General features: G+C 37.7%; 23 protein-coding genes and 1 pseudogene. 6 read left to right on the top strand and 18 right to left on the bottom strand.

The features are described from left to right. Positions 1-2303 (bottom strand): Rib/alpha-like domain-containing protein (locus FYJ39_RS14580; RefSeq protein ID WP_195840447.1); only part of this gene is annotated, 2303 nt, incomplete at its 3' end. Positions 2304-2697: 394 nt separating this feature from the next. On the opposite strand from FYJ39_RS14580, the gene FYJ39_RS14575 reads away from it, so the two are divergent. Beyond that, complete coding sequence (locus FYJ39_RS14575; protein ID WP_154473190.1) at positions 2698-3933, top strand: YSIRK-targeted surface antigen transcriptional regulator; 1236 nt, start codon at positions 2698-2700, stop codon at positions 3931-3933. Between the two features lie 225 nt (positions 3934-4158). Here the strand turns inward: FYJ39_RS14575 and FYJ39_RS14570 are convergent, their stop codons facing one another. The 3 genes from FYJ39_RS14570 to FYJ39_RS14560 are packed head-to-tail and all read right to left on the bottom strand — an operon-like array spanning position 4159 to position 5218. Further along, positions 4159-4398, bottom strand: a complete 240-nt coding sequence (locus FYJ39_RS14570) for a helix-turn-helix domain-containing protein (protein ID WP_154473189.1) — start codon at positions 4396-4398, stop codon at positions 4159-4161. After that, positions 4337-4474, bottom strand: coding sequence for a hypothetical protein (locus FYJ39_RS14565; protein ID WP_154473188.1), 138 nt, complete (start codon positions 4472-4474; stop codon positions 4337-4339). The genes FYJ39_RS14570 and FYJ39_RS14565 overlap by 62 nt, the downstream gene beginning before the upstream one ends. 48 nt (positions 4475-4522) lie before the next feature. Beyond that, a complete protein-coding gene (locus FYJ39_RS14560; RefSeq protein WP_154473187.1) occupies positions 4523-5218 on the bottom strand; it encodes a C45 family peptidase in 696 nt (231 codons plus the stop codon). Positions 5219-5395: 177 nt separating this feature from the next. Between FYJ39_RS14560 and FYJ39_RS14555 the strand changes: the two genes are divergently transcribed. Beyond that, complete coding sequence (locus FYJ39_RS14555) at positions 5396-5953, top strand: TetR/AcrR family transcriptional regulator (RefSeq protein WP_154473186.1); 558 nt, start codon at positions 5396-5398, stop codon at positions 5951-5953. Between the two features lie 48 nt (positions 5954-6001). Here the strand turns inward: FYJ39_RS14555 and FYJ39_RS14550 are convergent, their stop codons facing one another. Beyond that, positions 6002-6442 (bottom strand): conjugal transfer protein, encoded by a 441-nt coding sequence (locus FYJ39_RS14550; RefSeq protein ID WP_456236690.1) that lies wholly within the window; start codon positions 6440-6442, stop codon positions 6002-6004. 220 nt (positions 6443-6662) lie between these two features. Beyond that, positions 6663-7187: a DUF4865 family protein gene (locus FYJ39_RS14545; protein WP_154473185.1), complete on the bottom strand. Its 525-nt coding sequence runs from the start codon at positions 7185-7187 to the stop codon at positions 6663-6665. Positions 7188-7309: 122 nt separating this feature from the next. Here FYJ39_RS14545 and FYJ39_RS14540 point away from each other — a divergent pair, with 122 nt between their 5' ends. Then, a complete protein-coding gene (locus FYJ39_RS14540) occupies positions 7310-8161 on the top strand; it encodes a LysR family transcriptional regulator (protein ID WP_195840446.1) in 852 nt (283 codons plus the stop codon). A 78-nt stretch (positions 8162-8239) separates the two neighbouring features. Here the strand turns inward: FYJ39_RS14540 and FYJ39_RS21700 are convergent, their stop codons facing one another. After that, on the bottom strand, positions 8240-8758 hold the full coding sequence (locus tag FYJ39_RS21700; protein WP_154473183.1) for a helix-turn-helix domain-containing protein: 519 nt from the start codon (positions 8756-8758) through the stop codon (positions 8240-8242). Between the two features lie 223 nt (positions 8759-8981). Between FYJ39_RS21700 and FYJ39_RS21235 the strand changes: the two genes are divergently transcribed. Then, the gene (locus FYJ39_RS21235; protein ID WP_154473182.1) at positions 8982-9254 is read left to right on the top strand and encodes a transposase; all 273 of its coding nucleotides are present in this window, start codon (positions 8982-8984) and stop codon (positions 9252-9254) included. A 60-nt stretch (positions 9255-9314) separates the two neighbouring features. Here the strand turns inward: FYJ39_RS21235 and FYJ39_RS14525 are convergent, their stop codons facing one another. From FYJ39_RS14525 to FYJ39_RS14510, 4 genes are all read right to left on the bottom strand, one after another. Then, positions 9315-11747 carry a GH36-type glycosyl hydrolase domain-containing protein gene (locus tag FYJ39_RS14525; protein ID WP_154473181.1) on the bottom strand — a complete coding sequence of 811 codons (2433 nt, stop codon included), beginning with the start codon at positions 11745-11747 and terminating at the stop codon, positions 9315-9317. A 149-nt stretch (positions 11748-11896) separates the two neighbouring features. Then, complete coding sequence (locus FYJ39_RS14520) at positions 11897-12649, bottom strand: hydroxypyruvate isomerase family protein (RefSeq protein WP_154473180.1); 753 nt, start codon at positions 12647-12649, stop codon at positions 11897-11899. Positions 12650-12835: 186 nt separating this feature from the next. Next, complete coding sequence (locus tag FYJ39_RS14515) at positions 12836-13309, bottom strand: VOC family protein (RefSeq protein WP_154473179.1); 474 nt, start codon at positions 13307-13309, stop codon at positions 12836-12838. A 41-nt stretch (positions 13310-13350) separates the two neighbouring features. Further along, complete coding sequence (locus FYJ39_RS14510; protein WP_154473178.1) at positions 13351-13854, bottom strand: VOC family protein; 504 nt, start codon at positions 13852-13854, stop codon at positions 13351-13353. A gap of 112 nt (positions 13855-13966) precedes the next feature. Between FYJ39_RS14510 and FYJ39_RS20955 the strand changes: the two are divergent. Then, positions 13967-14110 (top strand): annotated as a pseudogene (locus FYJ39_RS20955) (ISNCY family transposase); the annotation flags it as partial. Positions 14111-14191: 81 nt separating this feature from the next. On the opposite strand, the gene FYJ39_RS14500 reads toward FYJ39_RS20955, so the two are convergent. From FYJ39_RS14500 to FYJ39_RS14470, 7 genes are all read right to left on the bottom strand, one after another. Further along, positions 14192-14869 carry an SDR family NAD(P)-dependent oxidoreductase gene (locus FYJ39_RS14500; RefSeq protein WP_154473177.1) on the bottom strand — a complete coding sequence of 226 codons (678 nt, stop codon included), beginning with the start codon at positions 14867-14869 and terminating at the stop codon, positions 14192-14194. Between the two features lie 62 nt (positions 14870-14931). Then, positions 14932-15768 (bottom strand): sugar phosphate isomerase/epimerase family protein, encoded by an 837-nt coding sequence (locus FYJ39_RS14495; protein WP_154473176.1) that lies wholly within the window; start codon positions 15766-15768, stop codon positions 14932-14934. A gap of 3 nt (positions 15769-15771) precedes the next feature. Then, on the bottom strand, positions 15772-16866 hold the full coding sequence (locus tag FYJ39_RS14490) for a Gfo/Idh/MocA family protein (RefSeq protein WP_154473175.1): 1095 nt from the start codon (positions 16864-16866) through the stop codon (positions 15772-15774). A 36-nt stretch (positions 16867-16902) separates the two neighbouring features. Continuing rightward, positions 16903-17823 (bottom strand): carbohydrate ABC transporter permease, encoded by a 921-nt coding sequence (locus FYJ39_RS14485; protein WP_154473174.1) that lies wholly within the window; start codon positions 17821-17823, stop codon positions 16903-16905. An 11-nt stretch (positions 17824-17834) separates the two neighbouring features. Beyond that, on the bottom strand, positions 17835-18686 hold the full coding sequence (locus tag FYJ39_RS14480; protein WP_154473173.1) for a carbohydrate ABC transporter permease: 852 nt from the start codon (positions 18684-18686) through the stop codon (positions 17835-17837). A 224-nt stretch (positions 18687-18910) separates the two neighbouring features. Then, the gene (locus FYJ39_RS14475; RefSeq protein WP_154473172.1) at positions 18911-20365 is read right to left on the bottom strand and encodes an extracellular solute-binding protein; all 1455 of its coding nucleotides are present in this window, start codon (positions 20363-20365) and stop codon (positions 18911-18913) included. 252 nt (positions 20366-20617) lie between these two features. Further along, entirely contained in the window at positions 20618-21052 is a 435-nt protein-coding gene (locus tag FYJ39_RS14470) for a transposase (protein WP_154473171.1), read from the bottom strand. 272 nt (positions 21053-21324) lie between these two features. Between FYJ39_RS14470 and FYJ39_RS14465 the strand changes: the two genes are divergently transcribed. After that, positions 21325-22197 carry an AraC family transcriptional regulator gene (locus FYJ39_RS14465; protein ID WP_195840445.1) on the top strand — a complete coding sequence of 291 codons (873 nt, stop codon included), beginning with the start codon at positions 21325-21327 and terminating at the stop codon, positions 22195-22197. The last annotated feature ends 8 nt before the right edge of the window (positions 22198-22205 follow it).

The raw sequence follows: 22205 nt of genomic DNA, 5'->3' as shown, positions 1-22205 counted from the left end.
TCCTGCGCGTTCTCGATTCCATCCTTCGGGTTCAGGGTTCCTCCCTCTTTAATGGTTACTTCCTTCGGCTTCGGGTCGTACCGTTCGGAATCGTTCTTCTTTGTCACCTTCACCGGAACGGTTACTGTCTCGCTGCTTCCATCCGGATATTCCACCTTCACTGTCGCATTATAATCCTTCGTCTTGTCCGTTCCCGCTGGGGTCTCCTCTGTATACTTCGTGTTCCCAGGCAGTTCCTGCGCGTTCTCGATTCCATCCTTCGGGTTCAGGGTTCCTCCCTCTTTAATGGTTACTTCCTTCGGCTTCGGGTCGTACCGTTCGGAATCGTTCTTCTTTGTCACCTTCACCGGAACGGTTACTGTCTCGCTGCTTCCATCCGGATATTCCACCTTCACTGTCGCATTATAATCCTTCGTCTTGTCCGTTCCCGCTGGGGTCTCCTCTGTATACTTCGTGTTCCCAGGCAGTTCCTGCGCGTTCTCGATTCCATCCTTCGGGTTCAGGGTTCCTCCCTCTTTAATGGTTACTTCCTTCGGCTTCGGGTCGTACCGTTCGGCGTCCTTTTGCCCGTTCACTGTAATCGGGGTTCCAACACTGCTCTTTAATCCATCAGGACTATAGGCTACCAGAACCACCTCTGTTTTATCTGTCATAGAGTTAGCAGGAATGGTTATACTGAAATTTCCTTCATCCAGCTCAGTCAAGGAAATCGTAGCCTGTCCAAGAACCTGATCGTTTACTGGTGTTCCAGCGTCTTTATCCCATTTATGCAATTTCACAACTACATTTCCCGCATTAGGATTTGTTACCAGCAGCAGATTGTTTTCATCCGCCGGATTATTGTGTTTAATCCTGGGAAGCTTACCTGTTAAAACATTTTCCTGATTTGGATTTAATGTAGGTGCATCAGTAGTTGGCACAGGAACCAAATATTGTCTCGGATTCTTCATATCTGTGTCATCTGTTAGATACTCGGTTCCATCCGGCACGCCATCTCCGTCTGTATCTACCGCGTTCATGTCCGAGCCTAGCTGCATCTCTACAAAATCAAACAACCCATCCTTATCTGAATCGTTGCTATTTAAGTAGGTGTTTGCATAGCTACCTTCCAACACCTCTGTTTCTTTTCCTGCATCTCTTTCATCCAAATAGTCAGCCTCCATCCAATGTTCAAAGATGACTTGCTGATCATTTTCTTTTACATACTGGGTTATCGCCTTGGCAAAGTCAGCAATATTAACGTTGTCTTTTATCTTATACTTAATGGTATAGCTTTGAGATGCGCCTCCTACTCCCGGAAACACATCATCATGAAGACGATCTCTTGCACTCTTTAAGGTTTCCTTCGTATTAGAATGTATGATACTAATAGCAGCTGTGTTTCTGGAATCAACCAAACCATTGTCACTTACTTCCAGCTTAAGCGGAGCTTTTGTTTTAAATTTTCCTTTTAAATCAGAGGCCCCCAAATAAATATTATTTATATCTATATAAGGCAGCAACTCACTGGGGATCTGTTCCATAACATATATAACCCAATTATAATCTGTCAATTTAAAGTTTTCCACTGGCTTAAAAGTATGTATCGTAGACAATGTTTTGGTGTCCATGTCCATTAAAGCTTTCATCGCCATACTTCCATTCGCAAAGGTATTCTCCTTCTCCTTCTCCTTCTCCTTCTCCTTCTCAAAGATGATACCATCACTAACAGACTCCTCGGCTATGGCTCCATTCTTTTTTACCCAAAAGGATGAAAAGCCTATCTTATCGTTTTCCATCCCTATATCTGCTAAGTTTTTTCCATCCTTTAAACGAATAATTACCTCATGATTGGACACAACTCCTATCAATCCGCTTGACAAATTAGCGTTATTAATTTCAAGAGTCCACAGGTTTCCATCTGCTATTTTATCCATAGCCACGGTTTTATTGCCTCTTTTAACTTCTATACTCTGAATCTGCTTATAAAAGTCTGGTTTATAGAAATTCAAAAGGTATTTTCCTGCATAGGGATTATTCTTATCCGTTCCCCAGCCTCCAGCCAGCTCCGCCCATTTCGTTATTTCCAGCACAATGGAGTTATCATCAGCTATTTGAACAAAGCGAGTTGCAGCATACCGTAGAGAGGATTCTTCCATGCCAGAAGCCTTATAGACTGATTCTGTATCAACGCTCCTTACCGCAGCTACAGACGGGAACGCAGCGCAGGGCACAGCCATGCTTAATCCTAGCATTAGGACGCAGGCTTTTCGGCTGGCTTCTCTAAACCGCCATTTTTGCTTCTTCATTTTCAGTTTTCCCATGTTCATCTCTCCAATCTTTTTAATCTCTTTTAACTTGTAAATTCAAAGCTTCCTTGCTTTTTCGTTTTGCACCCCCCCCCCCATATTTCCCATGGCATTTAAACATTATTTGCTTAACTGCCTTATTACATACCATACCAGTATGATATGCAAAGAAATATTAAAAAGCGTTTTAACTATACATAGAAAAAAATTATTTTTATTGTACTTTTTTCCTTTTTTATGTATATTTTTACTTATTTTTCTGTCAATACTTGATTAAATTAGATTTAATTTATAGAGTTAGAATATCCATTATGTCCTGTAAAACATTCAGGAAATTTTTGAAAGCTAGGTGCTCTAAGCTTTTAAAGCTTTCTTTCTATTTTTAATCCATACCAAGGGGGATTAGGCCATGATAAATAGCCATCTAAAGAAAAAGTTGATAAAATCGGTACATATTTTAACGCACCTACCGGTTTATGTATTTAATGAACAATTCCAGCTTGAAAATCTTTATGTATCCGATCGGGTTTATGTTCTCCCTTACGATTTTAAAGCATATTGCGGCGGCTTAAACCAGCCCCTTCCCTTTGTCTTTTCCGGCGCCTTAGAGGAGGTGTTTATTTCTTATTCCTATCCGGGAACAATCCTTATTATCGGCCCTTTTACCACACTTCATCTTACAGAGGATCTGATTAAAGAACGTATCCACAGCTATACGGCTCGATCTGCCATATGGCCTAATCTATTCAGCTACCTTAAGCATCTGCCCTTCTTTTCTTTAGGTGATGTGCGGGATTTTCTGATTCATTTAAACTACCTGTTTACAGGAAAAGCGGACTGTCCCTACTCGGAGGATCTCCATCTTCAGGTAGAGCAGAATAAAATTTTATTTGATGAAAAAAAGCTGGAGGACTGTGATTGGAGAGTATTTCAGCCCGAATACTATACCTACCGATATGAAGAGCAGCTTCTCGCCCTAGTTCGGGAAGGGAATACCCAAAAGTTACAGAAGTCTTTGGCTTTACTCAGCAATAGCATTATACCAGCCAGCACAAAGAAACCCCTGCGCTCCGAAAAAAATTATACTATCGTTGTGCTGGAAAAATTGGCTGCTCTTGCCATCCAATCTGGTCATGACATTATTACTATTTATCAGTTAAGAGATTACTATATACAGCTGCTAGAGGAAAAAAGTCAATTAATTGATGTGCTTTATGTACGTGACTGCGCCATTATCCACTTTACACAGCTTTTTCATGACAATGTAAACAAGAACTATTCTCCTGTCACCCAATCAATTATACAGTATATAGGGCTTAATCTATATACCAGCCTGAATCTGAAAGAGATTAGTAAAAAATTTTTTATTTCAGAGACAGCCCTGTGCTCCAGATTCAAAAAGGAAACAGGCTTTAGCGTCATTGCCTATATCCATTACCGAAAGATCAATGAATCCAAATTACTTCTTAAAGCCGGACTTCCGCCAACGGAGGTGGCCGCTAACCTGCACTATTATGACTACTCCCATTTTTCCCGTACCTTTAAAAAGTTCACAGGGATCTCTCCCAAGGAATTCCAGTTGAAGCGGGAGTCCTTACCACCTCCTTCGTTTTTAGATACGTACTGTCCCAAAAAGCTGGAATAATACCTTTTGAACTTCTACAATCTTTTAGAAGTTTTTATTAAATTTTATATCTATTTTTTGATTATCCGCATAAACACTATACTTTCAAGCACTTTGAAGTATAGGAAAATACTCATTTTACCACGAATTTACCACCATTGAATGAGCCTTGATATGACACTGAAATCAACATGGGAGATAGCACAAACATCTGTGTATCTCCCGTTTTTCATTCGTGTAATATGATTACTTCACTCTGATTTCAAATTTCAAGATTGCTTTCATCATTTCTGTATAAATTTGACCTTTTAATTCTTCATCAACCTGCATAGTGATTTTACCACTTTCAGAGTGGTAAAAAGTACGCAAGCATAATTTACAGATATAAGCGTCATAGAATTTCAAAATTTCCTTTATTGCGGTTTCACTTCCAGCAGACGCTTTGCATATTACTTCTAATGTGGGCTTCAATATTTGCCCGAACATCAGCCAACGGCATACCGCCAGCTTTTGCACCTGCTTTCAATGCTTTTTTAATATCCCGTTTTCTTAAACTTATCATATTCAACTTCTTTCTTATCGTAATTGCAGATTTATAAATTCATCAATATTAAAATTGAAATTCAAATACATTTCTAAAATCATTATCCAAGACATAATAAACTTTATTTTTTTCTGTAGAATATACAAATGAAACCCTAGTTGCCCACAAGTCCTTTTGAGAAACAGATTTTAATACTTTAAATGCGTCATTTACTGAAAAATCTTTATCGTATCCTGCTAATAACTTTTTAGCTACTTCGTATCTTGTGTCGCCAGAAACAATGTATGGTTTTGTTATATCTGGTTTTAGAATAGAATAATTTGTAATAAGTGAAAATTTCTCTTGTTCATATCTATACCCTATTCCGGGTTCAATAATTAAAACTCGTCCTTTTTTATCAGAAAGCATAGCTTGCATAGTGGCATCTGGTGCATAAATAATTTTTTTCTCTTTAACAATGTCTAAGGCTTTATCAAAAGAAAACTCTCCTTTAATGAATTTTTCTGTTAATTCAGATATTGTAATACAGTCCTCGCTCTCTCTATACTTTGCGTTTTCGTTACCATGAACATAAAGAAGTGTTCCAACATTACCATTTTTATTTACCCCATGAAATGAATGATACAAACCGTCAGGCATTTTAATACCAATATAAAATCTATTTTCTTCGGTAATTACAGTATGATTCCATACAGAAAGGTCAATATCGAAATTAAAACCATCAATTTTGTCTATACCATTGTAAACAAATCTCGTACACATATAATCACTCCTTAAAATACTATTTCAAATAGTTATTTAACTAATCTAATTAGTATTTTAAGATATTTTTGTAGAAAAGTCAATAAACAAGCATAGTTTTCTAATTGAGTTATTGACTACACTAATTCAATTAGTTAGAATTGTGTTTGTATGATATTTTGAATGAGGTGCATGACTATGAAAATCACTAAGGGAGCAGTAATAAAAGCAACATCAGACTTAGCAGATGAAAAAGGATTAAATAATGTTTCGTTAAAATCTGTTGCTCAAAAATTAAATATTCGTACACCATCTTTATATAATCACATAGAAAGTTTAGATAATCTTCTTTTAGAAGTTGCTCATAATGGTATGCGTAACATGAATGAAAGAATGATGAAAGTTGCCGTTGGAAAAACAGGGAAAGAAGCAATTAAGTTAGTTTCTATCGAATACCTAAACTATATGATTGAACACCCTGGAGTTTATGAAATAATTCAATGGGCTGTGTGGCACGGAACAGAGGAAACAGCAACCATTTTTAACAACTATCTTTCATTATTAACTACTCTTATCCAATCGTGCAGTCTTAATAAAGACAAAACACTTGAAATATTAAATATGCTTACTGGAATAATTCACGGTTATACAACTTTACAATTAGGAAACGCCTTTTCTGCCCCAGACAAAGTTAGATTTGAATTAGCTGAAGCGATAGATACTTTATTAGTCGGGATTTTCCAGAAGTATAAATAATATATTTAGAATTGCAAATCAATACAGAAATGCAAGCCTAATTATCATTTATCCTACAATCTTCCAGTTGCTATCCTTATGTAGCACAAGCTCATACTGTGATACCTGTGTTTCCTTTGTCTGATTATCAAGGAATTTCACAGCCACCTTAACTTTCACATTATCCCCGTTAGCCTTAAAGACGGGGTTTACCAGTTCCGAAAATACATGGTTCCTGCCGATAGGCTCAAGCACATTCCCCGATACATAGTAGGCAAGCTCCTTTCCTGTGGCTGTTGAATACAGCTTAAAGAAAGTTTCCAGAAAAGCGGTAGTGTCATTGTTTGTTTGGTCGCCCTCTTTTATCTGCTGATCTACTTCGTAGGTAGCAGAAAAAGTGTCCGTTCCCGACTGCTCGATATTCCACACAATCACATCTGTAACCGCAGAGCTGGTCGGTATATCCGTTCTGATAGTATCTACATAATAGCTTCGTTGCTGTTTCTCCATGTGTAATAGGACTTCTCAAAGTTCTTCACGAAATTTTCAATCCCGTTGGTATCGTTTAATCGTAACTGTATAGTTTGTCAGCCTTGTGTATTCATGCCTTTTAGAAGTAATGTTTAAATTTAATCCCAACCTATCACATAGCTTTTTAGTAGATATAGCCCCATAGCCAGTTGCATTTGTTTTTTTGCATATTTATGTATTCAATATTTCAAAACATATTTTATTGTGACAAATGCAAAATTGAATAAATTTTTCCAATAGTTTTTTTAATAGGCCTATCTTTATAGAAATAGTATTCTACATATTTCCATTTGTCTGGATTGTATATTAACACTTTACTTGTACAGTCATCTTTCTCCAATGAAAAATTTATAGCTTTCATTTGTTCCATTGGTGTAATTTCATGTTCGATTTCAAGAGCAATCTTTGACAGATTAAAGTCTTTTCCCAAACAACATGTTATTGGAATACCTATATTTATTTTTTGCCAACCGAATGAACTTAAAATATTATCATAGTAACCATCAAAAATGAATTTGTTCATGCCATCATTATTCTGCCATACATATAGTGGAGAATACTCATTACAACTCTTTGAAGAATCTCTTTTTTCAGATATGAGATATGCTTTAAATATTAAATCTTGAAAGCCATCCGTTCTATGTCCATTATCAGCTACTCGCTGTCTAATCACGTTCATGTCGTAGTTATCTGGTAGTGAAATCTTATATTGCATAGCAATCATTATTTTTTCCTCCTATCTATCCTGCTTCAAATTTCAATTTAATTATACATTTTAGTTCGTTATGTGTATAATAGTTGTAAATGATGATAGATATCATTTTAAATAATACTGGAGGTGCTATTATGGAAAGCCTGGAACTTAGAATATTTAGGGAAGTTGCTTATACAAAATCAATATCGAAAACTGCGGAAAATATGAGGTATGTTCAATCTAATATAACTGCACATATCAAAAAACTGGAAGGTGAATTAAACACGACACTATTCATTCGCCATAGCAAAGGCGTAACCCTCACAAAAGATGGAGAAAAATTACTATATCAAGCAGAAAAGATAATCTCTTTACTCGATAAGACCTTACAATCTTTTCAGAACAATCCTAAAACTTTAAAAATTGGCACAACGCAGACAATAGCTGGTTATTTATTGCCCAAATGTATCATTGAATATCAAAAACAGTTTCCAAATGTGTCATTGTCAGTTTCCACACTAAATCAAGACGAATTAGACCAGAGTCTATCTAATGGACTATTAGATTGTATAATCACTAACAGTACCCACAATATTACACAAGGTAAGCAGGTTTTGGAATTTCAAGAAAATTTAATGCTGGCAACTCCATGCTCCTGCAATTCCATAAATGATATCTTTGCATATCCAATTATCATAAATAATATCAAGTCTTGCCCCTACAGAAAAGCCCTTTTGGATTGGTGGAACTTACATCAATCGAAATCACCAATGATAATTGAATTAGATACTGTAGAAGCAATTCTTAATACCGTTGCTATGGGCGGTGGAATATCATTATTACCAAAATATATTTTAGCAGATAAACAAAATATCAATAGCTTCTGTATTGAAGATTTGCAATATACATCAATTCAAATGTGGATTGCTATGAATAAGCTTCCGTCAGAATATTTTGCTTTAAAGGACATTCTAAAAAAACAATTTAATATAGATAACAGCTAAGGCAGATAACCACGCCATGGTGTACCTGCCTTTTACTATGTTATCCTACAAACCTCCAGTTGCTATCTTGATGTAGTGTTAGCTCATATTGTGATCCCTGCGTTGCCTTTGTCTGATTATCAACAAATTTTTTAAGTAATCGTTCTCCATACGAAGCCGCAGATTTTCTTCTTCAAGCCGCTTGTTTTCTTTTTTTAACTCCGCCTGCTCCTGCGCTTTTTGCCTCTTTGCAGGCGTTGCTGCTTTTTGATTCATCATAAGTCCCTGCATGCCTTTCTCCCGGAATTTTTTATCCCAGCGGCACACCGTTACAACATCAAGACAAACGTGCATTGCTGTCTGTGTACAGGAGAGATTATGTTGATGCTTGTATTGTAACACTTTCAAGCGAAATTCGCTATCAAAGCCTTTTTGTCTGCCTGTCAGATTCCGGCGCAAAAGTCCTTCTGCACCGTGAAGTTTATAAAGATTTACCCATTTTTCAATCGGCGTACAAGAGACACCAAACGTTTCTGATGTTTCTCTGCGGGTATGTCCATCCAGCACATATTGAACAACCATCCTTTTAAATTCTTCTGTGAAAAGTTCTTTTCCCATAAAACTGCACCTCCAATCGTTGGTCTGTGTGTCCAACGTTTGGGGTCACCTCGCTTATCTTACATCAGTTTAGAGGCTTACACAATCTTTGGGATACTCTCAACTAAATCAAGGTAAAGTCACTGTGCCAGCCTTTGGTCTGGCATTATTTTGTCCGAAGGACTGGTTATTTACCATATACGATTCAAAGAATATCTTGAAGTTAACTTATTACCACATCTGAATGAATCTGTTGTTCTGGTCATGTATAATATCTCACCATGCAAAAGCTGTAAGAGAACTGCTGGATAAAGCCGGAATTCGTTATCTTTATCTTCCGCCGTATGATCCTGATTTGAATCCAATTGAGAAACTCTGGTCAAAGGTAAAGGCTCTTTTGCGCAGATTCAAGGTCAGGACTATCAATAAATTGCCGATTGCAATCTGCTCAGCTTTCAATACGGTATCAGCTTCTGATTGTCTGCATTGGTTTAAATCATGCGGATATCTGCTTTAATTTTGAAAATTGCTATAAATGACATTGTGTCCTGAATAGTTACGGCAGAATTTATATTTATTACATGAGTGCTATGACATTATAAAACTTCTTTCCTTTTTCAATTGGTATTAGATTACCTTCTATTTCCTTTCCATCTACAACTATTTTTCGGATACCTTTCTGATGACCACCATGGTTTTCTACTTTAATTACATATTCAGCACCACGGAAGATTCTTCGGATGGTCATATCTTTGATAGTATCTGGGAGGCATGGGTCTACAATCAGACCATCAAAATCAGGTCGTATACCCAAAATGTACTGTGAAATATTGGTAAAGGTCCATGCAGCTGTGCCAGTCAGCCAACTGTTCTTGGCTTCACCGTGATTTTTTGCATCTTTACCGGCGATCATCTGTGCGTAAGCATATGGTTCTGCACGATGAATTTCACTAATGTCCTCTATATAAGCGGGACAAGTCTTTTTGTATACTTCAAAAGCACGATTCCCTCGTCCAATAACAGTTTCTGCAATGGAAATCCATGGATTGTTGTGGCAAAAGATACCTGCATTTTCTTTATATCCAGGTGGATAAGAACTAATCTCTCCTAAATTTACGTGATACTCCTGATATGCAGGCTGCAACAGAACAATGCCATACTTGGTATCCAGTTTCTCTTTTACCGAATCAAGTGCTTTTTCAGCTAATTTTTCTTCCACACCAATGCCGGCCATAACACACATTCCCTGTGGTTCAATGAAAATCTGCCCTTCTTTACATTGATGAGAACCAATGATATCACTATTAGCATCGTACGCACGCACAAACCATTCTCCGTCCCATCCAGCCGAGAGAACCGCCTGATACATATCAGCAACTTTATCACGAACCTCAGATGCCTCTTCTGCAAGGCCTATTTTTTCACACATAACTGCATATTCATTGCCATATTTTACATACATACCTGCTATGAACACGGATTCTGCAACAGGCCCCTCATTTGGTCCTGTTGTCTGAAATGATTCACCGGGCGTTTCAGAGAAGCAGTTTAGATTCAGACAATCATTCCAGTCAGCACGTCCAATTAATGGTAGTTTGTGAGGTCCCTTATTATAGTCAAAGAAATGAAACGAACGGCGTAGATGCTCTATAAGAGGTGCAGACAGTTCTTCTTTATTATCAAAAGGAACCATTTCATCTAAGATGGTGTAATCACCCGTTTCACGAATATAAGCAGAGGTACCTGCAATTAACCAAAGCGGGTCATCGTTAAAGCCACTCCCGATATCCATATTACCTGTTTTAGTAAGAGGCTGATACTGATGATAAGCACTTCCATCCTCAAACTGTGTAGAAGCAATATCAAGAATACGCTCTCTGGCTAATTCCGGAATTAAATGTACAAAACCTAACAAATCCTGACTAGAATCCCGAAAACCCATTCCGCGTCCTGTTCCTGATTCATAATAAGAAGCAGAGCGAGACATATTAAAAGTAACCATACACTGGTATTGATTCCAAATATTAACCATGCGACAAAGTTTGTCATCTTCTGTTTCTAGCGTATACTTGCTCAATAAATTATTCCAGTAATCTTTCAAAGCGGCAAAAGCAGCATCCGTTTTTGCCACTGTATTATATCTTTCCAGCATGGCATGTGCAGGCCTTTTATTGATTACACCGAGAGACTCCCATTTTTCTTCTACAGGATTCTCAACATAACCGAGCACAAACACATAAGAAACTTCTTCCCCCGGCTGCAAACTTGCCTTCAAATGGAAAGAACCGCATGGAGACCATCCACTAGCAACTGTGTTCTTGGAAGCACCACTTTCAATAACCTCAGGATTCGCTGGACTTCTGTAAGCACCCAGAAAAGAATCTCTATCTGTATCGAAACCGGCAACGGGTTCATTTACACTATAGACTGCATAATGATTACGACGCTCTCGATACTCTGTTTTGTGATAGATAACGGATGGTTCCAGTTCTACTTCACCTGTATTTAAGTTACGCTGAAAATTGGTACTATCATCTACGGCATTCCATAGACAAAATTCGATGTAAGAAAATAAAGAAATCTCTTTTTTCTCGCTTCCTTTATTCTTTAAGGTAACTTTATTTATCTCACAGTTATCACCAATCGGAACAAAAGCAGTTACACTTGCAGCCAGATCATTTTTGCTGCTCTCAAAAATGGTATAACCAAGACCGTGACGACATGCATAGGAATCAAGAGGCGTCTGCATAGGCTGCCATCCTGGATTCCAAACAGTACCACTGTCTTTGATATAAAAATACCTCCCATTGTTATCGCATGGAACATTGTTATAACGATATCTGGTTAGACGCAGAAGTTTTGCATCTTTATAAAAACTATATCCACCGCCTGTGTTGGAAATCAGTGAAAAAAAGCTCTCACAGCCAAGATAATTAATCCATGGGAGCGGAGTTTTAGGGGATGTAATTACGTATTCTTTGTTAATATCATCAAAATATCCAAACTTCATAACACTTTCTCCTCCTTCGTATTTGAATCCATATATTGAATTCTGCCGTCTCCTGAACGGAATGCAGCAATCAAATCTGTCTTCTTCCAAGCAGCATCATAAGACATTGGTCATTATTTTTCATCCTGCAACGGCAGTTATTATTCTTTTTATGAAATTATGCGCTTTGCAAATTCCATGCCTTTACTTTGAACATCCAAAGGGAAATATTCTAATCCGATATACCCCTTATATCCAGTTGCTTTAATAGCCTCAAAAACCTTTCCATAATCAATTTCCGAGTAGTACAGTTCGTGTCTGCCAGGATTTCCCGCAGCGTGAAAATGTCCAATATATGGAATATATTCCTGGATGCGGCGTATCAGATCTCCCTCTGTAATTTGTTGATGATAAATATCAAACAGTATCTTTACATATGGACTATTCACTTCTTTCATGATTGCAAATGCTTCATCAGAACGGGATAAATAATACCCTTCATGATCTACCCTTGTATTCAATGGCTCTACAGCCAGAACAATCCCACTTTCTTCCAGATATGGAACACATGCTTTCAGGCCATCTACCAGACTGTTGTACTGCTCTCTTCTGTCAATAGGCAATGCCGCACCTGTTTGTGAAATGATGCATTTACACCCAACTTTTTTTGCGGCTCCAATTGTGCGTTTTAGCCCTTCAATATATTCTTGTCTTACCGTTTTATCTACTAAGCTAACAAGCTCTGTGCAGAATGCCGCTATTTGCATTCCGTTTTTTTCTTTATACAGAAACAAAGAATCCATATCCTTATCCTGCCAAGTCCAAAATTCCACAGCATCTATACCTGCTTTTTTTACTTCATCTACAGCTTCCATCAAACTCTTTCCCATATATACCGCATCAGTACAAACCGAAATTTTCATCTCTGTCCTCCAATAATAAACAATTACTGCTTACATTACTCTTCCTGAACGGAGCCGTATCATTTTTTCAAACCTTTCTTATAATGATAAATACATCAAAAGAGAAGACATTCATATAAATCTAATGAAACATAAATCTAAATAAACATCTTCTCCTTTGAACATACTTGAAGAAAGGGGAGATAATTAATTAAAACTCTGCAGCAATTCTAATCTGCATTTTAAGTTATCTTTTAACTGCAGATAAACATATTTACCACTTCCATCTCCATAATTGCCTTCCTGTTCAAATTCAGCGCCCAGTTCCTCCTGCAGTCTTCTCGAAGTCTCATCCGCATTCTCTACCTGAAATGCAATATGGTGAATTCCCTCACCATATTTATTTAAATGATCACGCCAAACGGAAGGGGCTTCATTAGGCTGAATCAACTCTAACTGAACACCTGGTGACATATCAAAGAATGCCATAACACATGCCGCATCCGGTGCCGGTCTGTCATAAATTTTTGTCTGCGTAATATCAAAAGTACCGCAGTCACAAGTCGGCGGTTCTTCACATCCAAACAATATTGCAAATTGTTTTTTTGTTTTTTCAATATCATTCACAACAAAGCCCACCTGAGCAAATTTTGATTGTCCTACAATTTTTTTAATATCCATATTATCTTTCCTCTTTTCTAAGATTTTATTTTATATTAATTTTAGTACTTACTATTAATTTGATTTTGAATCCGCTCTATAATTTCACTGTTATCTCTGTCCACCTTGATATTGAGTTCTGTTTTCAGGCAATCAAATGTATCTACAAAGCAATAACTCTGTTCCGGATAATAACCAATATGATAATAATCTGATATGCCGCACGCACGATTGATCGTATCAAATGCTACCTTATCATCCGGCACCAAAAAAGCCATGTGCATCATTCCTTCCCCATGCTTTTCAATAAATGTCTTCCATGGGCTGGGATCTTCCCCCGGCTCAACAAGTTCCAGCGCAACATTCTCCAACTGAATTACACTAATTCTGCAATTTTTATACAGTTCCGGTTTTCCATGTGTCAGTACCGGTGCGACCTCCGGTCCCGGAATATTCCATACCCTTGGTCTCTCAATGCCCAAAAGTTCTGTCCAAGCATCAACCGTTTTATCCAAATCATTTACTGCAAACGCGATATGAACCAATTTCTTTGTTCCAAGTGCCATTTTTATTTCTCCTCTCCATATTTATTTATAATAGGCGTTTGCGAAACGCCATAAGCCACATAAATACGACATTTTTTTGTTACTAAAAACAAATAACTCCTCACTCGATTCCAAATATACAAACAGAATTATTAAACAGTTAAAAGCTTATGCAAAAGCGATGAACTTTGATAACAACTATGACCTTTAAAAGGCTGCGTATGAGGCTATGCCAACTCACGCTTCTGCCAATCTGGAAATTAAACAACTCTACATTATCACTCAATAGACGTTTTTTTTAGCAGATGTAAACACTTGACTTTTGGTTGCGAACTTGTTTCGCAATTACCTAATTTATTTATAAAGGCATCGTTTTTCCGAGATAATCAATAAACCACTGCTCTTTATAATTCACTTTGATTTTTCCTTCTATCAAATCGCAAAATCCTTCTGCTGCCTCCTCCGGCTCAATCTGTGCAGTAGTCCTCCCCATATCCGTATTCATTCTTCCCGGATGCACCGCAGCCACTTCCACTTTATCTTCTACAGTTGTTCGCAAAATCTGAACAATCTTATTCGCCGTTGTCTTTGAAACGCCGTATGCAGGAAATAGAGCGCCCGAATTAGCAAAACTGCCTCCTTCTGATGTAACTGCCAAAAACAGCCCTCCTTCTTTTATAATAGGAAGAAATTCTCTGAAAACAGTAATAATACCCAAAGCATTTACTTCTATTTGCTGCCTCACATCTTCCAATTTTTCTGTAAGCAATGTATTCGTGCGGTCTGATGGCAATAACACACCTGCAACATTTACTATGACATCTACGTTTCCCATCCACTTCTTAACAGATTCTGCTGCATCTTTGATCTCTTGTTCCCTTGTTACATCCATTGGGAAATATACTAAATTTTCACTATTCTCCTGCCCCTCCATAGTCCGAAGTCCTGCCGCTACCTTATGCCCTTTCTGCACAAGCATTTTCGATAAAACAGCACCGAGCCCTCTTCCTGCACCAACAACAACAACAATGTTCATATTCTTCTCCTTTCCCAAATCCTCATTGAAATAGAATATATCTCTATTTTTTGATTTAGGTTTTAATATTTTATTCCAGCCGCATCCAATCTGCTTTTGACATATTCAAGACTCGAAACATAATCTTCATCTGTCTCCAAATGTTCTATTATGACCGGCATGTCTTTATTAAATTGATCCGTCAATGTAACATATTTTTCAATATTCAGGCTTCCGTCTCCGCAATAAGTTTCCACTAGCTGAAACGTCAGTTCTTCCCTAAGTTTAATATCTTTCAAATGACAACTGCACACCTTAGATCCTAATTTATCAAAACATTCATCCATAAATTCATCAGCAAAAAAGAACCGCTCCGGTGTATTTATCATATTTATAAAATCAAGATGAATCCCAAAACATTCTCTGTCTACTTCTTGCATTAATTTTAGACACTCATCCGGACCAGTTGGATACATCCACGGCATGGGTTCTATGCTATACTCTGTTCTTTGAGGCTTTACCTCATCAATCAGATTTTGAGTATATTCCACAATACTGTTCCATGCTCTCTGGCTGTAATTCTCTTTGTATCCGCCATCCCAAATAGGACCGCCAAAAGTTCCCGCCAAATTAACACAGCACAAAGCTCCGATTTCGTCTGCAAGGCGCAACTGACCCGCTGCTCGCTTTCTTGCCTCGTATCGCTCCTTTTTATCCAGTGCAAATACATTTCTCCATATGCCCACTTCGGCAATCAGTAAATCATACTTTTTGGCTGCCAATACATAATCGGCTATTAAATTTTCATCTGCAGTATAATCAACCGGAAAAACCACCGCTCTGCATCCCAACTCATGCATTTTCACTGCCCAGTCTTCCGGTGAATGGTGTAAAAGAGAAGAAGAGATACCCAATCTCATAATCTATCCCCTTTCTTTGCAAGATGTCACAAGGTTCTGCGGCATATCTGTTTCTGCTGACTTTAATATACTTGTAATAATGTCTATCACATGGACAGCAAGTTGTGCATCCTCTTTCTCATTGCGATGCAGTTTACATACCATATCCTGTACGCCCGCTCCGCGGACATACACTCCTATATTCTGATATAATTCAGGCAAACTGCTGAATTTGCCTTCTCTCTGATCTGCCCCACCAAAGCACTCAGCCAACATTTGCTCTCTCCGATAAATCTTAGGTGTCCCGCCAGCCATATTGGGGTTTGGCACCTCCATGGTACCATCGGTTCCATATATTTCAAATAACGGCATGGTACTCTTAAAAATATCAAAACTGAAATTCATGTTTGCGAGAATCCCTTTTTCCATCTCAACAATTACTGCAAAATGAGTTGGCGTATTCACTGCAATCTTGTGCCCGAACCGTTCTTCCGTGTAGATTGTACGCTCCAAAAATCCTTTTCTTGCTGATGCGAATACACTCTTTACTGGACCAAACAGAGTAACTAATGCTGAAAAGTAGTATGGCCCCATATCATACAAAGGTCCGCCGCCCTTTTCATAAAACGGTTCAGGTCTGGGATGCCACGTTTCTACCCCTGAATTTAACATATTAGCGCATACATACAGCGGACTGCCAATCCAACCGTCCTCTATCAATTTCTTACAAGTACTTATGGAACTGCCCAAAAAAGTATCTGGTGCACAGCCAATAGCCAGCCCCTGCTGCTTTGCAAGATTTTGTATTTCCAAAGCTTCCTCCAATGATATGGCAAATGGTTTTTCACAATACACATGTTTTCCTGCAAGCAGAATTTTTCTATTCATTTCCGTATGTAGTGTTGGTGGTGTCAAATTCACGACAAGCTCCACATCACTACTATCCAGCATTTGTTCCGGCATTCCCCAAAAAGGTATCTGATTCTCTCTGGCTGTCTGCTCTGCTATTTCCTTCCTTATATCGGCAACCATGTATATTTCCAAGTTCTTATACAATCTCTGTATATCTTTAATATACTGATTGCTTATCACTCCACATCCCATGATTCCAATTTTCATCTTTATATCCTCTTCCAAATGTAATACTTTATTTTATCAATAATTATTGGATTCTCCAAATTTTAAAAATTTAAACAATATCAGGATTACAACAAACGCCGCAAGCAACATAATCCACGCCTGTGCTGAAGCATACCCCATTTTAAAATAAGTAAATGCATTTTGATATAAATACAAAGAATAGAACATCGTTGCGTTATTAGGACCACCCTGTGTCATAATATACGGTTCTGCAAACCATTGGAATACACCAACGACCAACGTTACCATATTATATAAAATAGTAGGCCTCAACAGCGGTAACGTAATAGAAATTGTTTCCCTGAAAAAACTCGCTCCATCAATCTCTGCCGCTTCATATAAAGATTCCGAAATATCCTGTAATCCCGCCAAGTAAATAATGATTGCATTACCACACGTCCAAATCATCATCATGATGAATGCCGGCTTTGCCCATGTTGGACTGGCAAGCCATCCCGGACCTTCAATGCCAATATATCTAAGCAAATTATTTACCACCCCGGTTTCAGGCTGCATTACCCAGATCCATAACAGACATGCAACTACTGTTGGCACTAACGTTGGAATAAAAAACACGACTCGCAGCCAACCCGTATATTTTAGTCTTTTGCTGTTCAGAATAACCGCTATTGATATCGCAAATAATGTGGTAAGTGGTACCCCCAGAAGAATCATGTACCCGGTATTCTTACATGCCTTCAAAAAGGTATCATCTGTCAAAAGATTTAAATAATTTTTCATTCCGACAAATACGGGTTCTTTGATTACACTATAGTCACAAAACGAATAGTATAGAGAACTCGCAATTGGATAAAGCGTAAATCCAAAAAAACCAATCAACCATGGCATAATAAATAAAAGTCCTTGTTTCGCCTCTGCTCTTCTCGTTTTAGAATGCTTATATTCATAAAATTCTTTACCAATTAAATGTTTCATCTCTGCCCCTCCTATCCTTTAATTCCACTCATGGTAATACCCTGAATAAAATATTTCTGAAGTACAAAAAATAGAATTAAGACCGGAAGTACCATTGCAACACCTAATGGAAGGAGCAAATCCCAATTTGGATCATAATTGGATTTGAGCATAGATGCTGCTAGGGAAAGTGTGTATAATTTGTCATTTCCTAAAAATACCAATGGTCCTAAAAAATCATTCCAAGCTCTAATAAATGCCATAATAGCAACAGATGCAAGCACCGGCTTAGATATCGGTATGATGACCTTTAGAAAAATCTGGAATTCACTTGCCCCATCAATCCTTGCTGATTCCGTAATTTCTTTTGGAACACCTACTAAAAACTGACGAAGCAGGAAAATATAAAATGCATTGCCAAAGAACTGGGGAACGATTAACGGGAGAAAAGTACCTACCCAATTCATTTTTGTAAACATCAGGTACAACGGAATCATGGTTACCTGATAAGGCAATATCATCGTTGCCAGAACAACCATAAATGCCTTATCCCTTCCAGGCCATCGTAATCTTGCAAATCCATAAGCAATTATCGAATTTGAAACCAGTGCTCCCACAACACTGAAAAATACAATTATCAGCGTGTTTTTCAAGTAACTTAGGAACGGTATCTGATTGAACATGTTGACGTAATTGTTAAAATTAAACGATTTAGGCAACCATTTGAACGGAACCTGAAACAATTCGCTTGTTGTCTTAAAAGAACCCATAAGCAAAAAGAAAAACGGGATAAGATACAGCATCGCAAAAAATAGTAAAACAAAATATAAAACAGATTTACGCAACAGCGATTCGAAATTATACTTGTTTATCTTTTTCTTCATACTACTCCTCTCTATACTTACTTATTTAATCTGTCATTCTTTGTTAAATTCATTATGAAAAAACCTCCTGTTGGTCAAAATGTTTCTTCATCCGCCAAGAGGAACACCTTAATCTTACATCAAGGTTTCTTTTATTCAATTGGCGTTATTTCTGAATTACAAGCATGCTCCTGTTTAAATGACTCAGGTGGATTTTTATACCACCCGAATCAAACTTAATAATACTATTTTGCATCCATACTAGCCTGCATCTTGTCTTGCAGGGTCTGTAACTGTTCTTTCGCATCCAAATCAGGATTGTATATTAAATTCTGTCTCAATGCGACAAACTGATTCGAAAGTTCTGCCGATACAGAACAAAGTGCAGGGATGCCATTCTCTGGAGAATTAGCAATTTGTCTCTCCAATGCATACATTTTATCACCATTCTTTGTAAGACTTACATCATCAAATGCTGAGTCAATAACAGGAATGGAACGCCATACCGAGAAATTATCTTCGTTAATACTTCCTTGCTGTGCAAATTTAATAAACAATGCAGCAAGCTGTGCTTTGTCAGCATCTGTACCTGCCGGAATTGCAAATACGTTAGTTCCAAAAGGAGTACTATTAACTCGTCCGCCTTCTGGTACCGGCACTGCACAAACTTCATAAGGAACATCCGGTGCATATTCTCTTAACGCTTCTGAAAACCAGTTTCCAGTAATTGTCATACCAACCTTACCAGTCATGAAAGGATGGTCAGGAGAGAACATCTGTCCAAGTCCTGAAGTAAATGCATTAATCTTTTCCGGATCGTATTTGCGTGCATAATTCTGAATCCATTCCATATAACCAAGCATTTCATCAGATGTTAAGTTAATTTTATCACTTTCCTTGTCATAAGGATCTGCTCCAAATAAATAAGGAACGATAAACGCTTCATTACCGGAATCCAACCACGGAACAATTCCTAATCTGCTGTATGTGCCGTCTTCTGCCTTTACAGTCATCGCATCTGACCACGCATCTAATTCTTCAATTGTTTTAGGCGGATTTGCTGAATCCAGTCCGCATTCTTTTGCAATATCAGGATTATAATAAAGCATTATTACGTTTGTATCCTGCGGAATTAAATAGCATGAATCTTCATAATACATGATATCTTTGCAGCCCTCATAGAAAGAAGATACATCCAATCCGATTTCTTCCAAGCAGCCATCCAGTTTCATAAATGCACCTTCTGCTACATACTGGTAGCAAGAAGTAGGGTTATCTGTTACAATCAGATCAGGTGCTGTTCCGCCAGCAATTGCCGAAAGGAGTTTTCCATTGTTAATACCTGCTCCGTCCGGTACAAATTGGAGTTCACACTGGATTCCAAGATCTGCATACGCTTCATTAAAAGCATCCACCCTTTTCTGTTCCCATATAGCTGAATCGCCTGTGTATGCTGACCAGAAAGTGAAAGTCCCTTCTTTTCCAATGTCTGTCACTTCAACTTTCACATCCTTAGCTCCCATTTTTACTGTCTTGGTTATTGTACTGCCTGTACTATCCAAACTTACCGCTTCTTCCGTTGCAGCCGTATCCGTTACCGGCTGTACTTCTGCAGTCGTTGCATCATTTCCACACCCAATCAGGCTTGTTGCCGTCAACATCGCTGCCATCATTACGCTTAAAAATTTCATCTTTTTCATGCTGTTTTCCTCTCTATTGTATTTTTGTATTTTCGTATTATTGTCAAAACAAGCTTGCTTAGTAATTGTATTATATCTGCATATTCTACAAAACGCTTCCAATAAATTGCTATAATCTCATACTTTTTTGTTGACATTGTCATCAAAAAAACATTATCCTTCATTAAGTTTTAGTGTATTAAACTCAAACTTCCCATAGCTAAAATGAGATTGTTTCTTGAAAACTCAATACTTTAGAACACAAAATAGCTTTCAGGCAGCCGACTGAACACCAGAAAGCGCATCCTGCATGTATTTTGGAAGATGCCCGATAAAGCTGGATGTGAATTCTTCCAGCTGCGCTTTCGTGTTTTCGTCCGTAAACGGCTTCATGAAATCATTGATGATCCTCAAAGACAAGAGCACAGTAAAACGCTGCCAGTTTGTTTTCACGCTGTTCAGGAAGCGGTACAGAGTATTTTTTGAGAATCCCTCTTCAAAAGTTTTTGTTTTCCGCTGCATGTAACCACTGCGGCCAGAAAAAAGCAGGCATAGCAGATACCGGAAGATGGTCATAACCGGAATTCCTTTTTCCTTGCCGGCATTACATTTGAAGAGAAGCTTCCCTATTTGGATCTCGCTGATAAATTTTGCGGCAGAATCAAAAACCTCGTTTTCCTTATTCTGATTATGTGGTATACTTGACATGACATGAATCTTCTTGCTGTGTGATTGTTTTTGGCAATTCAATTACACTATGCAAGTCGGGTTTGTGCCTTTTTATGTACTAACGTATTGAATTTTCAAGGTTCATTACACAAAATGGTGTAGGGAGTTTGAGTATTTAATATACCTATTGACTTTTTTTGCACAGCAGGTAACATAATACACATTAAAATATACAAATGACGTACATTTTATATTTACTCAGCAATAAATTAGCACAAGTTTTCTATTGTTACTTTGAGGAGAATTACGGAATGAAAGCATTAGAAAAAAAGGAAAAAGTTATAATGGAGCGCGACTACAACATCAAATTTTCCTATTTGAGCTCACCTCCCACTTTCCCCAACCATTGGCATGAATTTGTAGAATTTATTTTGGCAACTACAGACAACAATCTTTACTCAATCGCTAATGAACAATTCATCTTAGACAAAGGAGATCTTCTTCTAGTTTGGCCAGGTGAAATGCACAGTAACATCAGTGTCTCGGCAGATACCTCTCTTGTAATGCAATTTAAAGATCATTACATATACAATCATCATGACCTTACTCTAAATTATCCCTATCTTCGCAATTATCACAAGATAGGAACAAAAGAAATGCCTGAGTTGAATCATCAGCTTACCGCAAAAATCCGAGAGGCTTATCACATTTTTTCTTCTTCGAATCCTTTTGCCGAAACAGCCTGCACAATACAGCTTTATTCTCTTTTGTTGGTTTTAGGAAATCATGCTTTAAAAGACGCTAAAAATACACAGTTATCTTACGATATCAACAATCCCAACTTCATTAAAATTAGAGATGCATGTGCCTATATTTCCAAAAATTGTAATAAGAATTTGACACAAAAGGAGATTGCGGACATTTTTGGGTTTAGCCAATTTTATTTTTCTAAACTATTTAAAAAATACATGCACATATCCTTTAACGACTTCTTATCCAATGAACGAATCCGACTTGCCATAAAATTATTATGCGAAGAATCTATACCAATAACAGAAATTGCCTATCTGTCCGGTTTTCAAAGCATTTCCAATTTCAATCGCGTATTCAGAAAAACCGTCCACCACTCTCCTACTGAGTACCGAAAACTGTATAACGGCAATGTTGATTCCGCCATTGATTAACTGAATCT

This window comes from Clostridium porci (genome assembly GCF_009696375.1).
Classification (GTDB): domain Bacteria; phylum Bacillota; class Clostridia; order Lachnospirales; family Lachnospiraceae; genus Enterocloster; species Enterocloster porci.
Note: the sequence above shows the minus strand (reverse complement) of the source record. Positions and strands in the feature narration are given on the sequence as shown.

Excerpts from the sequence above, each read along its gene's own strand:
- FYJ39_RS14550 (WP_456236690.1), bottom strand. The coding sequence starts at position 6,442 with ATGGAGAAACAGCAACGAAGCTATTATGTAGATACTATCAGAACGGAT.
- FYJ39_RS14560 (WP_154473187.1), bottom strand. The coding sequence starts at position 5,218 with ATGTGTACGAGATTTGTTTACAATGGTATAGACAAAATTGATGGTTTT.
- FYJ39_RS14480 (WP_154473173.1), bottom strand. The coding sequence starts at position 18,686 with ATGAAGAAAAAGATAAACAAGTATAATTTCGAATCGCTGTTGCGTAAA.
- FYJ39_RS14465 (WP_195840445.1), top strand. The coding sequence starts at position 21,325 with ATGAAAGCATTAGAAAAAAAGGAAAAAGTTATAATGGAGCGCGACTAC.
- FYJ39_RS14495 (WP_154473176.1), bottom strand. The coding sequence starts at position 15,768 with ATGAGATTGGGTATCTCTTCTTCTCTTTTACACCATTCACCGGAAGAC.
- FYJ39_RS14520 (WP_154473180.1), bottom strand. The coding sequence starts at position 12,649 with ATGAAAATTTCGGTTTGTACTGATGCGGTATATATGGGAAAGAGTTTG.
- FYJ39_RS14490 (WP_154473175.1), bottom strand. The coding sequence starts at position 16,866 with ATGAAAATTGGAATCATGGGATGTGGAGTGATAAGCAATCAGTATATT.
- FYJ39_RS14540 (WP_195840446.1), top strand. The coding sequence starts at position 7,310 with ATGGAAAGCCTGGAACTTAGAATATTTAGGGAAGTTGCTTATACAAAA.
- FYJ39_RS14565 (WP_154473188.1), bottom strand. The coding sequence starts at position 4,474 with ATGATAAGTTTAAGAAAACGGGATATTAAAAAAGCATTGAAAGCAGGT.
- FYJ39_RS14555 (WP_154473186.1), top strand. The coding sequence starts at position 5,396 with ATGAAAATCACTAAGGGAGCAGTAATAAAAGCAACATCAGACTTAGCA.
- FYJ39_RS14500 (WP_154473177.1), bottom strand. The coding sequence starts at position 14,869 with ATGAACATTGTTGTTGTTGTTGGTGCAGGAAGAGGGCTCGGTGCTGTT.
- FYJ39_RS14575 (WP_154473190.1), top strand. The coding sequence starts at position 2,698 with ATGATAAATAGCCATCTAAAGAAAAAGTTGATAAAATCGGTACATATT.
- FYJ39_RS14515 (WP_154473179.1), bottom strand. The coding sequence starts at position 13,309 with ATGGATATTAAAAAAATTGTAGGACAATCAAAATTTGCTCAGGTGGGC.
- FYJ39_RS21235 (WP_154473182.1), top strand. The coding sequence starts at position 8,982 with ATGAATCTGTTGTTCTGGTCATGTATAATATCTCACCATGCAAAAGCT.
- FYJ39_RS14510 (WP_154473178.1), bottom strand. The coding sequence starts at position 13,854 with ATGGCACTTGGAACAAAGAAATTGGTTCATATCGCGTTTGCAGTAAAT.
- FYJ39_RS14470 (WP_154473171.1), bottom strand. The coding sequence starts at position 21,052 with ATGTCAAGTATACCACATAATCAGAATAAGGAAAACGAGGTTTTTGAT.
- FYJ39_RS14485 (WP_154473174.1), bottom strand. The coding sequence starts at position 17,823 with ATGAAACATTTAATTGGTAAAGAATTTTATGAATATAAGCATTCTAAA.
- FYJ39_RS14570 (WP_154473189.1), bottom strand. The coding sequence starts at position 4,398 with ATGTTCGGGCAAATATTGAAGCCCACATTAGAAGTAATATGCAAAGCG.
- FYJ39_RS14525 (WP_154473181.1), bottom strand. The coding sequence starts at position 11,747 with ATGAAGTTTGGATATTTTGATGATATTAACAAAGAATACGTAATTACA.
- FYJ39_RS14545 (WP_154473185.1), bottom strand. The coding sequence starts at position 7,187 with ATGATTGCTATGCAATATAAGATTTCACTACCAGATAACTACGACATG.
- FYJ39_RS21700 (WP_154473183.1), bottom strand. The coding sequence starts at position 8,758 with ATGGGAAAAGAACTTTTCACAGAAGAATTTAAAAGGATGGTTGTTCAA.
- FYJ39_RS14475 (WP_154473172.1), bottom strand. The coding sequence starts at position 20,365 with ATGAAAAAGATGAAATTTTTAAGCGTAATGATGGCAGCGATGTTGACG.